Here is a 14,959-nt window from a genome sequence, read left to right as displayed (position 1 = left end):
CACACTAAAAACGAAGCGAATTGTACGTACTTTTATCTACAAAGTAAAAAACAAGTGATTAAAAACATTGTTAGCGCTAAGCGGTTTAATTTTAACGCTTTGGCCCTAGGTTATATATTTAGAAACATCTACTTCATCTATTTGTTCAGCATTGAGATAGCGCTTAGCATAATCAAGATAAATACCTGAACTTAAAAATAATTCAAATACGGCTTTATCAACATGATGATCGGCCACCATTTTAGCTAATATACCAATGGACTCACTGAGTGTTTTTGCCTTTTTATAGGGCCTGTCGGCTGCAGTTAATGCTTCAAAAATGTCAGCAAGTACCAGCACCCGTTCAGGTATCGATAAATCATCGGCACTTAGTTTACGAGGATAGCCAGTTCCTTTTAATGTTTCATGGTGAGTAGAGGCAAAACGCGGGACACGCTCCAACTCTTTAGGAAATGGTAATGTATCGAGCATACGTATGGTACTTATAATATGCTCATTAATTTTAAACCTATCTTCTGCGGTAAGGGTGCCTCTAGAAGTTTGTAAATTATAAAGCTCCCCTAAATTATATTTATATTTACACGGAGCAATTTTTATTCCTAAACGCTCGTCATATTCAATCGGTTTATCATGAGGAATTAAATGCCAAGGCTTATCGCTGAGTAGCTTTTCAGTAGCAGGCAGCGTGTCACTCGTTTGTGCATAGCGATACATTTCGACAGGTGAAAGCCCTAGCTTATCGTCAAAGTGCCGCACCCAAGTAACATTGCTTAGCAAGGTTAAACGCTCAAGCGAGGCTGCTGTGATTTTTTCGCCGCCAATATTACACTGTGCAATAAAGGCAAAATCGTCCAGTAATTGTTGATGTTTAGCTGCCAACTGCTTAGCTAGCTCACTCTGATTTTTTGGGGTTTGTTGCAATGACTTGTAGTAATCAAGCTCGGCATCTCGCCAAAGGACTTCAAACCGTGTTCTTACTTCATGAATACGATTATAAATCACTTCCAACTTAGTGCCTTTATCGACAATGTGCTCTGGAGTAGTTATTTTACCGCAATCATGTAACCAAGCAGCTAAGCTAAACTCTTCAATCTCCTCATCACTTTTAAATTTAAACGTTTGAAAGGCAGGTAACTCTGATTCTGAAGCGGCTTTAGCAAGCTCAATACCTAGCTCTGGGACACGTTCGCAGTGTCCCGCAGTGTAGGGAGACTTATCATCAATTGCTTGAGCTATAAGCTCAACAAACGAAGCCATGAGTGCTTTTTGGCTTTCTTCATGTTGTTGTATCGACTTGCTCATTTCGACCATAGAGCTGGCTAAAGTATTAATTTCTTTAATATGACTTTTTAAGGTTGAGACTTGCTTAAACTGACGATTTTTAATTTTATTATTTTCACCCACCAGCGTTTTAATTGGGGCAACAATGGGGGATGCAAAAAACCACGACACAGGTAATATCAAAATAAGGCAAACAGCAGTAATGATAAGAGAAAGCTTTATTTTTTTCCGTGTAGAACTCAATACATCTTCTTTAGAAACCATAATGGCTAAGTAACCTGTACTGGCTAGCGATAAATAGTCAGATAAAGGCTTAATAAATACATACTGTTCTTTGCCATTAATATGCACTAACTTTAAATTAGAGAAATTACTATCATCGTCTAATAAAGTAATTAATTGCTCATAGGGGACAGTGCCCACAACTTTTGATTTTTTCTCTGGATTAGTATTAAGCCATTTATCACTAAGTTGTTGTTTAAATTGCATAGGCAGTTGCGTGGCTGCATAGTCAAACAAGGCTTTTAATTGAGCGTCTTGGTTATGAAATAATAAGTGATAGTCATTTGAAAAAAGCGCGGCACTTTCTTCATCTAGTTGATTATACTGAACCCCATCAATAAAAAATTGTTGTTGGATATATTGTAATACCGCCTTGCTGTCTATTCCCGCATAGGTATCACCATTGGCTACATGCGTTAACAACGCTTTTGTATTGGGAACCTCTACTAAGTTAATTTCTGGAAATTGCGCTTGCAATGTTTTTACAATTGACCAGCCCTCACCCACTGCAACTGACTTACCAGCAAGTTGCTGTATGTGGGTGATTGGTGGGTTGCTCTGATGGTTAACAATACTCAAAGGCAAATTTACCATGGGTGTACTAAGCATACCTAAGGTATTATTCGTTGTGGTATTAACTACAGGATGAAGTACATCTATCTGATTATTTTTAAATAAATTAAGTAACTCTTGCCAACTAAGTCCATTAACATAATTTATCTTAATACCCAGTAGCTGCGCAATCGCATTGATATATTCAATACTGTAGCCATTGGGCGTACCACTAACACTAAAGTCCATAGGGGCCCAATTTGTTTCGTTTGATACTGTAATAGTCGGGTATTGTGCAATTACTTTTTGCTGTTGCTCGCTTAGCGTTAATTGTTTCAAGCTTTTGTTTTTATCAACCTTATCTTTCTGATTTGAAGCAACAATCTCTCCTTCGCGATTATATATAAATAACTGCGCAGAGTTATGCATACCTAACTGCTGCTGTTGTGTTATTAAGTAATTAGAAATATTATCGACCATAACTCCAAGAGCTAACACATGGTCTTCGCCTTTGGTTTTAATCGAGTAGGTTTGACCTGAAGTTTGTAAATGCGAGAGTAAGTAAGGTTTAGTTTTATTCACCTGCTCTGAATTTGCTTGTTTAAACCACGTTTGCTCTCGAGGATCAAAAAACGTCGGTTTATTGGTTTGTTCTCTTAAGTTAAAATCAGCATCAAAGTAGTACCTGTGTTCTACCCTTTGCCCTTTTTCGGCTTTAATATGAATCACAACCCACCGGTCATTATCAACCGTATTTAAACGCTCTCTGACTATTTTACCACTCCCAAGATTGATAATTTCATAAAAGTCTCCATTGCTATAGCCCATAGAAAATGCGTAAAACACAGGGTTTAATTCCATTATTTCGCTCAATACATTACGCAGCTCTGTTTTATCTGAAAAGTTATTACCTACTAGTGAAGTATTTTTAACCATCATATTTAAAGTATTTTCAGATTTTTCATTGATGCGTGATAGGTAATCAGCAACAGATTGCGTGGTCATATTGAAATGCAACAAGTTAGACTCTAGTGCCATTTTTTCGCTGAAGTAATACTGTAAGCTAGTGGCTATAATGGCGGTAATGGACGTTGCCAATACAAATACCGCCACAACCGTTAAACGAATAGAAAAGCGCACTGTTCTTTTTAACTTATTTAACGCTTTAAATATCATTGAACTTTCCTTGAAGCACTTTTAAGAGCAATAAATACAGAGAGTTGAATACTGCTAGAAACAATATCCATAATCCGTATGGAGCTAAAGTAATATTAGTCACAAAATCAAAAATATAAAACTTTATGCACTTATTTACTGATCACTTAATTGCGCTTACCATATGCCAACCAAAAACCTGAATTGACTCACTCTTATGGTTAAACAACACAGCTCTTTATCGTGGCTATTTATCTCTTTTACTTTTTTAACACTCTTGGCTACTTCTGCCAGCAGTTATGCAAAAAGCATAAGTATTAACGTATTTGCTATTCCTTCTAAGCCTATTGTTGAGCTAGTCGCTAACACCAGCGATGAATTGGCTACGCACCAAATTACTACGTTTTACCAACAAGGGTTACCCGTGCATGCCACCTTGTATTTAACGGATTACCCACTTGAAGCACAAAACGAAATTAAGCAAATGGTTGAGCGCATTGTAAAAGAACATCAGTCGTTTGAGATAAAAGCCAATGGATTTAGTGTATCACCAAGTAATTGGGCATTTATAAACTTAGAAAAATCATATCAATTACAACGATTGGCAGATGAGGTTACTCTCAAGCTTGAGCCGCTTCGCGATCATCAAGCACCAGTGCCAAGTTGGGTAAAGCATTACCCTAATAAACTTGTGGCTTTTGAACGTTATGGCAGCCCTAATGTATTTCAAAATTTTCAGCCGCATTTAACCCTACTTGCAAATGAGAAAAATCCTGCATTAGCGTTAGTACAAAAAGCGCTGCACGCTGAGCCGCCGCAGGCACAAGGGGAAATAATTGGGATTGGAATTGGAGTGTCTGATCAATTTGGTCAACAAAAAGAAATACTCGCTAAGTACTTTTTTGATGCCAAATAAATAGTTAATAACAGGGCTAATTACACACTTATTAACTTAAATGGTTTATGGGTTTGTAGTTAGCTTATCTGTTAAATGTTTTTTAAGTATGCGGGTGTTACGCGTATTTGCTTTAAACATGGCATCAAAAATATCTCCAAAAAATGGAATGAGCCCGCCAACAAAATCAATCAACATATTTATAATAATACGGCTTTTTACTCGCTTGCTAACACCTAAGCGCTGCGCTTCAATTAGTACATAGCCAGATAAAATAAGCCCTGCTAAATCACCTATCACAGGTAAAAGCCCAATCAGCGACTCTACACCAAATTTAAATTTAGTAAACGGAATACCAATGCTGCTATCGGTAAAGCGGCTAAACTCTTCGAGTCGTTTTATGGTGGCTTTATATTCAGTTTGTGAGATGGAAGCTTGATTGTTTTTTTGCATACTAACAGCTCTCTTATTTTTAGGTGCGCTGAGCACATTTAAATTATTGAGCGGCAATAAAGATGTATAGCCTGTATATACTAAACGCAATACTTTACACTAAAAGTATCAAAGTTCGAGGCTATATAAAAGCTTACTGTAGATTCATTTTAAATAGTGTACTCTCATCTTTAAAGTCCAATAATATGCAAGGATTGCCTATAAATAAATCTAGTTACAGCTCTCAATTCACTATTTTGTTTATTATTGCATATTTGATTATTTTCCCAGTCATTAGTCAAGGAGGAGATATGTTTAGCTGGTTCAAAAAGAAAAAAGAAGTATTTCTAAGCCCTGAAGTCAATGGTGTTGTTACAGACAATGGTACACCGGTTGCCAACTTAGAAATCATTCGCTCATTAATCTACATAGATGAAAAAGTCCACCGAGATACTGCTAACACAGATCAAAATGAGCGCTTTCATTTTCCCAAAAAAACAATTTTCCCTCGATTCCGAATAAACTTATCGTTGAAAACCGTATTTCCCAAGAAATATTTATCCTAAATGATGATAATAAAATTGAGCTCTGGAGTGCTAATCAGTCTGGAATTAAAGAAATACCTGAATATACCAACAGATTAGCATTCATAAATTGCGAAATAACAAATAAATTAGTCAGGTTTGAATTCAAAAATTACAATAATGAGCATTTAAATAGGATAGCCTCCAGTATTTGTAGATGGGAAGATGACTATATACCAACACATATAATAGAGAACGGAGAGATAAAGTACAAAATACATGATGGAGATTTCAATAAGATTACAGAGCTTTTTACAGAGAAGGAGGTTGAGTTATGAATAATAAGTTGGCACCTAGCACAGCTGCGAGCGTTGCGGCAAGAGTATTTAATATAAGAAAAAGTAACAGTTATAAAAGAGAGTTTGAAATAGATTTTATTGAAAACTTTAAAGTCACCAACAAACAAATAAAAGACGTTAGTGGCGGTTTAATCAAGCAACTGCTAAATCTGGTTACTCAAATTACAGGCTCTCTGAGAGGTTAAAAAGAGGGCATTTCACTTTACATGTGTTTTATTCTCAATTAGAGTTCAATAAAAATATGCAAGGATTGCCTATGAATAAATCTAGCTATAGCCCTCGATTCATTATCTTATTAATTCTTGTTTGTGTGATTATTTTTCCAGCCATTAGTCAAGGAGAAGATATGTTTAGCTGGTTCAAAAAGAAGAAAGAAGTATTTTTAAGCCCTGAAGTCAATGGGGTTGTTACAGAGAATGGCACACCAATTGCCAACTTAGAAATAATACGATCATTAATCTACATAGATGAAAAAGTCCACCGAGATACTGCAAGCACAGATCAAAATGGACGTTTTCACTTTCCCAAAAAAACGATCCTTTCCTCAATACCAAATAAGCTAATAGTTGAAAACCGTGTTTCGCAAGAAATATTTATTGAAAATAATGACACCTTAATCCCCCTTTGGATTGCAACTCAGTCAGGTATTGATGAAGTCCCTGAGTATAGTAAAAAACTATCACTTTTAAATTGTGAAATAACTAATCCTCACGTTGTATTTGAATTTAGAAATCAAAAGAATATACACCGTAACTATGTAGCACAAAGTATTTGCCGATGGGAAGAAGACTTTTTACCTTATAAACTTTTAAAAGGTGGTAAAGAGTACCAGATAAATAACTACGACTTAACAGATTTAACTGAAAGATAGAAGGAAGATTGACATGGAAAAAGTCCAAGCAATATTACCCCCAAATATAGCTGCCACTATAGCGGCTAGAGTTTATGATATAAGAACATCTACGTCATTTACAAAAGAATTAGGACAAAGTTTTGATAGAGATTTTAAAATCACCAACAACCAAATTAAAGGTGTTAGTGGTGGCTTAATCAATCAACTTCTAAACCGCACTACAGGTTTCGCTTTAACTGCAGAAGGTGCATCACAACAATTTGAAGGCCACCATATTATTGGCATTCGTGGTACCGTTTTTACTTCCTGCGCTGATTGGCTAACAAACTTAAACGTAGCAATTACCCATGGCCCTAAAAACTTAGAAGTGCACTCTGGCTTTGAAAAAGCCTTTACCAGCATGAAGCCGATGTTTGCAAGTTATGTCAAACAGCATAAGCCTAAATGTTTGCACCTTGTTGGCCATAGTTTAGGTGGTGCGATTGCCCAACTATCAGCAATATGGGCAAGTGATCAAGGTATTCCCACCAATTTATATACGTTTGGTGCGCCAAGGGTAGTGCTAAATCATTCGGTGCATTCAGCTGCACACAATGTTGGTCAGTACCGTGTAACGCACGGTGCAGATCCTGTACCCTGCGTACCAGCTTGGCCATTTAGTCATACCTCAAGCGAATACCAAACGGCGATGAATGAAGGATCGTTTTTTAATATTGGTGCACACTCTATGGAAGAAAACACACCCGGTTATGTTAATACTGTAGCTGCACACAAAGATTATGGAAGCATGGAAAGCTCACTAAAAACTCTTCACTATAATCATACAGTTTTAAAATATGCTCTGCGCTATAACGTGACATTCTCACTTAGATGGCAGCGAATTATTACCGATGGCTTAATTACCTTTTTAAAGAAAACTGGCCAATACGCCTTTATTTCTGCACAAGCAGGTCTTAGCGTTGGGTTAACTTTTTATGATATTTTAGCGCGATGCTTACATGAATCTGTGGTTAAGTTTGTAGAGCTTACAGAAGAGTTAAAGGGTTTAATTGGCCATATGCTTGCTTTTGTAGGTAAAGCGTCATACGAGGTAGTAGAGCTCACAACTCAATTTATCCGTTGGGTGTTAGGTTTAATGATTAAAAAACTCTATATGGTTGCGAAACAAGCCATTGACCGTATTTAAGTATAGTCAGTTATGTAAGTGCGGCATCAAATATCAGCCGCATTTATTATAATTAAAGGCGCTTAAATAGCGCCTTTAATTGGCCCATGTTCGTGGTGTACATGTGGGTTTTGACCGCGTTGACGAAGTAAATGATCCATTAAAGTAATAGCCATCATTGCCTCAGCAATCGGAATAGCACGAATGCCTACACAAGGATCGTGACGACCTTTGGTGATCATTTCAACCGCTTCATTTTCGGTGTTAATACTATTACCGGGAATAGTAATGCTCGATGTCGGTTTAAGCGCAATTGATGCGATTATATCTTGCCCCGTTGAAATACCTGCAAGCACGCCGCCGGCATGATTTGAGGTAAACCCATCAGGGGTTAACTCATCACGATGTTCTGAGCCTTTTTGCTCGACTACATCAAAGCCATCACCAATTTCAACGCCTTTAACAGCATTAATACTCATTAATGAATGTGCAAGTTCGGCATCTAGCCTATCAAATACTGGCTCACCTAAGCCAACAGGCACATTTTTAGCTACTACTTTTACTTTAGCGCCAACCGAGTCACCTTGTTTTTTAAGGTCACGCATATATTCGTCAAGCGCTTCAAGCTTGCTAACGTCTGGGAAGAAAAACAAGTTATTTTCCACTTCGTCCCAATCGTAGTTTTCGGCTTTTATTGGCCCTAATTGGCTCAAGCATGCTTTAACTTCAATACCATGAAACTGTTTTAAATACTTTTTAGCAATGGCGCCTGCGGCAACTCGAATAGCGGTTTCACGCGCAGATGAGCGGCCACCACCACGGTAATCGCGCAGGCCGTACTTATGCCAGTAGGTATAGTCACCGTGACCTGGACGAAACACGTCTTTAATTTTGCCATAATCTTGTGAACGTTGATCGGTATTTTCAATTAATAAACCAATGCTGGTACCGGTGGTTTTACCTTCAAAAACACCCGCTAAAATTTTAATTTGGTCGCTCTCACGGCGCTGCGTGGTATAGCGGCTTTGCCCTGGTTTTCGTCTATCTAAATCGTGTTGTATGTCGGCCTCTGTTATCTCAAGGCCTGCTGGCGTGCCATCCACAACGCCGCCTAATGCAACGCCGTGGCTTTCGCCAAAGGTGGACACTTTAAATAACTGCCCTATGCTATTACCTGCCATTAACTTTCCTCATTCCTAATGACTTATAGCCGAGAATTATCTCGGCTATAGTGTTACCCAGCCATTTGGGATGAATGGCTAGTATTAATAATTACTGTGCAAAGTAGGCATCTAGTTGTTGCTTGCTAATAACAAACACCCCTAATCCGCCTTGTTCAAACTCAATCCATTCAAATGGTGCGCCTGGATACAGTGCATCCATATGTACCATAGAGTTACCTACTTCGACAAATAACAAACCGTTATCTGTTAGATGCTCACTAGCTTGATCTAAAATAGTACGTGTTACATCAAGGCCATCGTGACCCGATGCTAACCCAAGCTCTGGCTCGTGATGGAATTCACGTGGTAAATCAGCCATATCTTCAGCATCAACGTACGGTGGGTTTGCTACGATTAAGTCGTATTTTTGCCCAGGCACACCACTGAATACGTCAGACTGGATCGGTAATACGCGCTCACTTAGTTGGTAATCGGTGATATTGATATCAGCCACTTCAAGCGCTTCATAGGATATATCAACCGCATCAACTTGCGCATTTTCGAATGCTTGTGCCAATGCAATCGCAATACAACCCGATCCCGTACATAAATCTAAAATACGCCCTACTGACTCTGGCTGCTCTAGCCAAGGTGTAAAACGATTATTAATAAGCTCAGCAAAAGGCGAGCGAGGAATTAATACACGTTCATCCACATAAAATGGCATATTGGCAAACCATGCAATGTTGGTCAGGTATGGAACTGGGGTAAAATCGTTAATGCGCTCGGCAATTAAGCCTGCTAAACGGTTTTTTTCAGTGCTAGTTAAACGGGCATGCATCAGCTCTTTGGGTGCATCAATTGGCAAGCTAAGTGCTGGTAATAACAAACTTACCGCTTCATCCCATGCGTTATCGGTGCCATGACCAAAGAAAATACCGCTACTTGCAAATTGACTTGTCGTCCAACGAAGCCAATCATGTAAGGTTGAAAGTTCTGCAACAGCTTCATCCAGGGTTGCTTCTTCTATTAGTAATTCACTCATCAGTATTATCTGCCTGCTACTTTCAAAAAATAAACTCAATCGAGGCACAACTATGGGCCCCATGATTGCCCTATTGTATACCCAAGCCACCTCTAGGTGCGAGTGACAGTTAGAATTAAAGGTAATTTAAACAAGGCATTGATTGCAAGTGTAATAGTCACTCTGTTGTTCAAATCAATAACGCAGTATAAATCGCTTTTAAATTAACCTTATTGGCGCTGCACTATGCACCTCAAAGCTACTTGGGTATCACACCTTTTTACTCGATTTTTACCACTTTTTTGTTTAGACTGCCGCTATGAAAAAAGATCCCCACTCAAACAGCCTAATTAGTCCTGATGACATTGACTTGTTTCGTCAAAGTATCAGCGGTGCGCGCGTGTTCAAACAAGACACTCACCGTTTTAGTAATAAACCTAAAGTGTCACAAGCGAAGCAATTTGCCCAGCAAAAAAAGCAACAACAATCAGAATTTTTCTTTTCTGATGAATATGTGCCAGATATAGACACTAACGGTACTGTTAATTATGTGCAACAGGGTCAGGATCGTTTTTTAGCGAAACAACTTCGTCGAGGGGATTTTATACCTGATTTAACTCTAGACCTGCATGGCTTAAATAAAGAAGTAGCCAAAGATGAACTCGCAGGGCTTATTCATGAGTGTAAAAAAAAGCATTATTACTGCGCCTGTGTTGTACACGGAATTGGCGGCCATATCCTCAGGCATAAAGTGCCGCAATACTTAGTGCAACACCCCGATGTTATTGCTATGCATCAAGCACCGCTCGAATATGGCGGTAAAGGTGCGGTACTGATATTAATTAATTTACCGCAAAGTGATGAGTTTAGACGCTAATCAACAAGAGCCTTTTAGTGCATATATTTTCGATTATATTCCCGCTTATATTTATTGTGCTATGTGGCTACATTGCTAGCCGCAGTGGCTTTTTAGAGCGTATCCATATAGCGGGATTAAGTAAGTTTACTTTTTATATTAGTGTGCCGAGCTTTTTATTTTTAAATATGGCCAAAGCAGACTTACAAACCAGTGTCAGCTTAAATGGCTTTTTAAGTTTTTACATTCCGGTTATTTTAATTTACCTTTTTGCCCTAATTATTGACCGCTACATTCTCTCTAAAAAACTTCAATACGAACGCCATAGCGTGTTTGCTCTTGGCAGTAGCTATTCCAATACTGTATTGGTGGGGTTACCTATTATTATTGCAGCATTAGGCGAGCAAATGATGGGCATTATTTTTATGATCATTACCTTTCATAGCGCATTATTGTTCACCCTTACTTTTTTAATTAGTGCAAACAGCGCTAGTCATGTGTTTTCCTGGTCAGCATTTTCCAAAAATATGCTACTCAATCCAGTGGTGTTAAGTATTAGCACTGGTTTATTGGTTAATTTGGCAGGGATTACTTTATTTGCTGACTTAACTAAGGGCTTAGCGCTTTTAGCCGAACCAGCTATTGCTTGTGCGTTATTTGTATTGGGCGCTAACTTAGCTTTTTATAAAATTAGCGATAACTGGCAAGCAGCGGCCATTGCCAGTCTATTAAAATTAGTCATATTACCTGCCTTGGTATTATTGCTAGGCACACACGTATTTACACTTAATGAGTCACTGTTAAAAGTACTGGTGCTATTAAGTGCATCACCATTAGGCGTTAATGCCTATTTAATTGCATGCCAAATAAAACAACACCAAGATACCCTAGCCAGTGCGGTAGTTTTATCTACAGTATTAAGTGTGTTGAGTTTTAGTGTGTGGTTAACCATTTTACTTTAGATATATGCCTAACCACGTTTTATTGTCAGGCTTTAAGCTGGGGAGGTTCGTAGTTTATACGGTTACATTAGCTGGCGCATTTATGGTGATGTAATCACTTTTATGGCTCGCTTCATCATAACTAATTTGGGCAACAGCACCAGTATTAAAAATTGGCATATTACCAGCGCATAGCTGATCAACCAAATAGCTCACCATAGGCATGTGGGCAACAACAAGCCAGGTATCGCATTCTGGGTGAAGCGCAATTAACGTTTCTAAATAATCTGCAGCAACTTGAGGATTGCCCTCAGGAATAACATCGTGACAAGTTTCTTCAAATAAAAAGGTATTATTTTTTTTAACAGCCTCAGCCGTTTGCTGCGCTCTTACATAGGGGCTAACTAACAGGCCACTGGGAGCGTGCATTTTTTGCAACCATAGCCCCATTTTTTCAGCTTGCTGCTGACCCACAGAAGTCAAATTTCTACTGACATCATCAGAGTGCATCGGTGTTGCTTCACCATGACGCATTATCAAGATTGTTTTCATAAAAAATCAACCAATTAAAGAATATAAAACAGTAGCCAATTTGCTCGAATTTCCGCTATATTAATAACTCAAACCTATTTATTTTCTTAAAATAGTTCTTTCATGATGTTCAGGTAAATAGCGTCGCATTCCTGAAGTTATCATCTGTTGTTAACAATTTACGTTTAGTTTCAGGAGCATCATTTGAAAATCAGCACCAATGATAACAGAGCTTACCGCACACTAACACTGGACAATGGTCTAAAAGTGCTTTTAGTGCGCGATCAGGACTCAGCAAAAGCGGCAGCCTCTATGGCAGTTAACGCTGGTCACTTTGACGATCCTCTTGATAGGCAAGGCTTAGCGCACTTTTTAGAGCATATGTTGTTTTTAGGTACGGATCTGTATCCTGAATCCGGTAGCTTTAATAATTTTGTCTCTCAATCTGGTGGTAACACCAATGCCTGGACTGGTACGGAACATACCTGCTACTTTTTTGATATTAATAACAATCATATTGAATCGGCGTTAGCACAATTTAGCCGTTTTTTTATAGCGCCCGCCTTAAATCCCGCAGAAACCGAAAAAGAACGTAATGCGATTGAGGCTGAGTTTAAATTAAAGATTAAAGATGATGGCCGGCGCATCTATCAAGTGCATAAAGAAACGGTTAACCCTGCACATCCGTTTGCTAAGTTCTCTGTAGGCAACCTACAAACATTAGCTGATAGAAAACGCTGTATTAGTGATGAGTTACGCGACTTTTTTAATCAGCATTACCAAGCTCAATGGATGACTCTAGTGATTTGTGCCAGTGAATCATTAGATACACTAGAAGCATGGGCAACTCAGCATTTTTGCCAAATTAAAGGCAAACAAGGTAAATTAAAACCACCTATAGAGGCACCGCTTTATCGCAGCCAAGACTTGGGTAAGTTGCTCCATATTGAGCCACACAAGCATGTACAAAAGCTGATTATTAGCTTTGCTATGCCAAACATTGACGATTTTTACCGTCATAAAACTGTTAGTTTTATTGCCCACTTACTAGGGTATGAAGGACAAGGCTCGTTGTATTCAGTACTAAAAGAACAAGGCTGGATCAATGCTCTTTCTGCCGGAGGTGGCATCAACGGTAGTAACTTTAAAGATTTTAATATTAGTATGGCGCTGACCGATGAAGGCATTGAATACTACGAAGATATTATTGAAATGGTATTTGAATACATTTGCTTAATAAATAACAACATCGGCAAACTCCCTCGCCTTTATCAAGATAAGCAAAAGCTGCTGCAAATCGCATTTGATAACCAAGAAAAATCTCGGCTGATTGACTGGGTCAGCAATTTAAGTATTAACATGCAACATTACGATGAAGTTAATTACTTACAAGGCGACTATTTAATGGAAGGCTTTAAAGCCACCACTCATGAAATGGCGATGCAATGGTTAACCCCTCATAATATGCGTTTAGTGCTGATTCATCCGGGTGTAGAGCCTGAACACACAGCCGCTTGGTATAACACACCGTATAAAATTGAAAAATTGTCACTGCATTGGCTCGAAGCGCTGGCACAAATTAGTCAGCCACAAGGTGAAATGTTATTACCTACCGCAAACCCTTATTTAGCTAAAGATGTTGTTCTATATCCAATAGAGTCGCAGCAAGCTCATCCAACGTTACTGGTGAAAGAAGCTGGCTTTGATTTTTGGTTTAAACAAGATGCCACCTTCAGAGTGGCTAAAGGGCATTTTTATTTAGCCATGGACTCTGACTTTGCAGTTAAAGATGTAAAGCATATGGCATTGACTCGATTGTTTTCTGATTTGTTTATGGATAGTGTTGGCGAACAATTTTATCCAGCTGAACTCGCGGGCTTAAGTTATCACTTAACCTCTCACCAAGGCGGCTTAACCCTGCATACTGCAGGGCTATCTTCAAGCCAACTAGAGCTGGTTGATCAGCTAATTGATGCACTATTTAACGTAAAAATTTGTGCTAAACGCTTTGCTGAATATAAAAAACAACTGGTAAGGCACTGGCGTAATAGCAACCAAAACAAACCCGTTAGTGAGCTCTTTAGTATTTTAGGCGCTAAAATAATGCCATGGAATCCACAGCCTGACGAGTTAGCAAATGCACTTAAAGATACCTGTTTTCATCAGTTTAATGAGTTTAGACAGGCGTTTTTTAATGCACTTCATGTTGAGTCTTTTTTACATGGCAATTGGCAACAAAATGAAGCGCTTGAGTTTCAGAAAAAGGTGGCACTGCACCTTAAAAAGTCAGCCGTTATAGAAGATTTAAAGCGCCCACTCTTTGAAATTACCAAAGTGACTCGTTACGAATTAGAGCTCGCTTGTAGCGATAATGCCATGGTGATTTATTATCAAGCATTAAGCGATGATGTTGATGAAAAAGTAAAAATGATGGCGCTTAATCATTTAATTAACCAAGATTATTTCAATGAGCTACGGACCACACAACAACTAGGTTATTTAGTTGGTGCCGGTTATGCGCCCTTTAACACCCGTGCCGGAATTGCTTTTTATATTCAGTCACCTAAATTTGAACCAAGCACATTACTGCACAGGCATAATGTGTTTATTAGTCAATATTTATCAACCATTGATGAACTGACAGAGCAAACCTGGCTGCAACAAAAACATGGGCTAGTGACGCATATTGCCGAAAAAGACAAAAATTTGCGTTTACGTTCACAACGTTTATGGCTTGCAATTGGCAATGGCGATCATCAATTTAATATGCAGCAACGCCTGCTAGATTCTTTAAACGCATTAACGCTTGAAGATTTAAAAAACTATGCAGCTGAAATTTTTGATGCTGATCGCCCAAGATATGAGCTTTTAAGCGCTAAATCTGTGAATCAATCGGAGAATCTACCACTTTATTCGCATTCTCTTTGACTCTTGCTCGCGCTTGAT

General features: G+C 38.5%; 14 protein-coding genes. 9 read left to right on the top strand and 5 right to left on the bottom strand.

The annotated features are described in order from the left end of the window. Positions 1-105 precede the first annotated feature (105 nt). Entirely contained in the window at positions 106-3,291 is a 3,186-nt protein-coding gene (locus tag MTF66_RS17815) for an HD domain-containing phosphohydrolase (protein WP_138621480.1), read from the bottom strand. A gap of 196 nt (positions 3,292-3,487) precedes the next feature. Between MTF66_RS17815 and MTF66_RS17810 the strand changes: the two genes are divergently transcribed. Next, on the top strand, positions 3,488-4,186 hold the full coding sequence (locus tag MTF66_RS17810; protein ID WP_054202143.1) for a 2'-5' RNA ligase family protein: 699 nt from the start codon (positions 3,488-3,490) through the stop codon (positions 4,184-4,186). Positions 4,187-4,231: 45 nt separating this feature from the next. Here the strand turns inward: MTF66_RS17810 and MTF66_RS17805 are convergent, their stop codons facing one another. Continuing rightward, positions 4,232-4,618, bottom strand: coding sequence for a DUF4112 domain-containing protein (locus MTF66_RS17805; protein WP_010391373.1), 387 nt, complete (start codon positions 4,616-4,618; stop codon positions 4,232-4,234). Between the two features lie 290 nt (positions 4,619-4,908). Here MTF66_RS17805 and MTF66_RS17800 point away from each other — a divergent pair, with 290 nt between their 5' ends. The 5 genes from MTF66_RS17800 (at position 4,909) to MTF66_RS17785 (ending at position 7,519) form a co-directional block, all read left to right on the top strand. Further along, positions 4,909-5,163, top strand: coding sequence for a DUF6795 domain-containing protein (locus tag MTF66_RS17800; RefSeq protein WP_248527719.1), 255 nt, complete (start codon positions 4,909-4,911; stop codon positions 5,161-5,163). Beyond that, positions 5,109-5,459 carry a DUF6795 domain-containing protein gene (locus MTF66_RS38600; RefSeq protein ID WP_308200103.1) on the top strand — a complete coding sequence of 117 codons (351 nt, stop codon included), beginning with the start codon at positions 5,109-5,111 and terminating at the stop codon, positions 5,457-5,459. Before MTF66_RS17800 ends, MTF66_RS38600 begins: the two co-directional genes overlap by 55 nt. Then, positions 5,456-5,665: a hypothetical protein gene (locus MTF66_RS17795; RefSeq protein WP_138621478.1), complete on the top strand. Its 210-nt coding sequence runs from the start codon at positions 5,456-5,458 to the stop codon at positions 5,663-5,665. The genes MTF66_RS38600 and MTF66_RS17795 overlap by 4 nt, the downstream gene beginning before the upstream one ends. A 71-nt stretch (positions 5,666-5,736) precedes the next feature. Next, on the top strand, positions 5,737-6,351 hold the full coding sequence (locus MTF66_RS17790; protein ID WP_055011736.1) for a DUF6795 domain-containing protein: 615 nt from the start codon (positions 5,737-5,739) through the stop codon (positions 6,349-6,351). A gap of 13 nt (positions 6,352-6,364) precedes the next feature. Continuing rightward, positions 6,365-7,519: a lipase family protein gene (locus tag MTF66_RS17785; protein WP_138621476.1), complete on the top strand. Its 1,155-nt coding sequence runs from the start codon at positions 6,365-6,367 to the stop codon at positions 7,517-7,519. 62 nt (positions 7,520-7,581) lie between these two features. On the opposite strand, the gene aroC is transcribed toward MTF66_RS17785, so the two are convergent. Both aroC and prmB read right to left on the bottom strand, forming a co-directional pair. Next, positions 7,582-8,679 (bottom strand): chorismate synthase, encoded by a 1,098-nt coding sequence (gene aroC / locus MTF66_RS17780; protein WP_138621474.1) that lies wholly within the window; start codon positions 8,677-8,679, stop codon positions 7,582-7,584. Between the two features lie 91 nt (positions 8,680-8,770). Next, positions 8,771-9,706, bottom strand: a complete 936-nt coding sequence (prmB, locus tag MTF66_RS17775; protein ID WP_076918988.1) for a 50S ribosomal protein L3 N(5)-glutamine methyltransferase — start codon at positions 9,704-9,706, stop codon at positions 8,771-8,773. Between the two features lie 298 nt (positions 9,707-10,004). Between prmB and smrB the strand changes: the two genes are divergently transcribed. Then, a complete protein-coding gene (gene smrB, locus MTF66_RS17770) occupies positions 10,005-10,562 on the top strand; it encodes an endonuclease SmrB (RefSeq protein WP_138606237.1) in 558 nt (185 codons plus the stop codon). A 17-nt stretch (positions 10,563-10,579) separates the two neighbouring features. Continuing rightward, positions 10,580-11,503 (top strand): AEC family transporter, encoded by a 924-nt coding sequence (locus MTF66_RS17765; RefSeq protein ID WP_138606239.1) that lies wholly within the window; start codon positions 10,580-10,582, stop codon positions 11,501-11,503. 54 nt (positions 11,504-11,557) lie between these two features. On the opposite strand, the gene sixA is transcribed toward MTF66_RS17765, so the two are convergent. Continuing rightward, a complete protein-coding gene (sixA, locus tag MTF66_RS17760) occupies positions 11,558-12,034 on the bottom strand; it encodes a phosphohistidine phosphatase SixA (protein ID WP_171043249.1) in 477 nt (158 codons plus the stop codon). Between the two features lie 183 nt (positions 12,035-12,217). On the opposite strand from sixA, the gene MTF66_RS17755 reads away from it, so the two are divergent. Then, positions 12,218-14,941, top strand: coding sequence for an insulinase family protein (locus MTF66_RS17755; RefSeq protein WP_138621472.1), 2,724 nt, complete (start codon positions 12,218-12,220; stop codon positions 14,939-14,941). Positions 14,942-14,959 lie beyond the last annotated feature (18 nt).

It is taken from the genome of Pseudoalteromonas sp. 2CM39R, assembly GCF_023161845.1.
This window is presented reverse-complemented; position numbering and strand designations above follow the sequence as displayed.

Excerpts from the sequence above, each read along its gene's own strand:
- MTF66_RS17815 (WP_138621480.1), bottom strand. The coding sequence starts at position 3,291 with ATGATATTTAAAGCGTTAAATAAGTTAAAAAGAACAGTGCGCTTTTCT.
- MTF66_RS17810 (WP_054202143.1), top strand. The coding sequence starts at position 3,488 with ATGGTTAAACAACACAGCTCTTTATCGTGGCTATTTATCTCTTTTACT.
- MTF66_RS17805 (WP_010391373.1), bottom strand. The coding sequence starts at position 4,618 with ATGCAAAAAAACAATCAAGCTTCCATCTCACAAACTGAATATAAAGCC.
- MTF66_RS17800 (WP_248527719.1), top strand. The coding sequence starts at position 4,909 with ATGTTTAGCTGGTTCAAAAAGAAAAAAGAAGTATTTCTAAGCCCTGAA.
- MTF66_RS17795 (WP_138621478.1), top strand. The coding sequence starts at position 5,456 with ATGAATAATAAGTTGGCACCTAGCACAGCTGCGAGCGTTGCGGCAAGA.
- MTF66_RS17790 (WP_055011736.1), top strand. The coding sequence starts at position 5,737 with ATGAATAAATCTAGCTATAGCCCTCGATTCATTATCTTATTAATTCTT.
- MTF66_RS17785 (WP_138621476.1), top strand. The coding sequence starts at position 6,365 with ATGGAAAAAGTCCAAGCAATATTACCCCCAAATATAGCTGCCACTATA.
- aroC (WP_138621474.1), bottom strand. The coding sequence starts at position 8,679 with ATGGCAGGTAATAGCATAGGGCAGTTATTTAAAGTGTCCACCTTTGGC.
- prmB (WP_076918988.1), bottom strand. The coding sequence starts at position 9,706 with ATGAGTGAATTACTAATAGAAGAAGCAACCCTGGATGAAGCTGTTGCA.
- smrB (WP_138606237.1), top strand. The coding sequence starts at position 10,005 with ATGAAAAAAGATCCCCACTCAAACAGCCTAATTAGTCCTGATGACATT.
- sixA (WP_171043249.1), bottom strand. The coding sequence starts at position 12,034 with ATGAAAACAATCTTGATAATGCGTCATGGTGAAGCAACACCGATGCAC.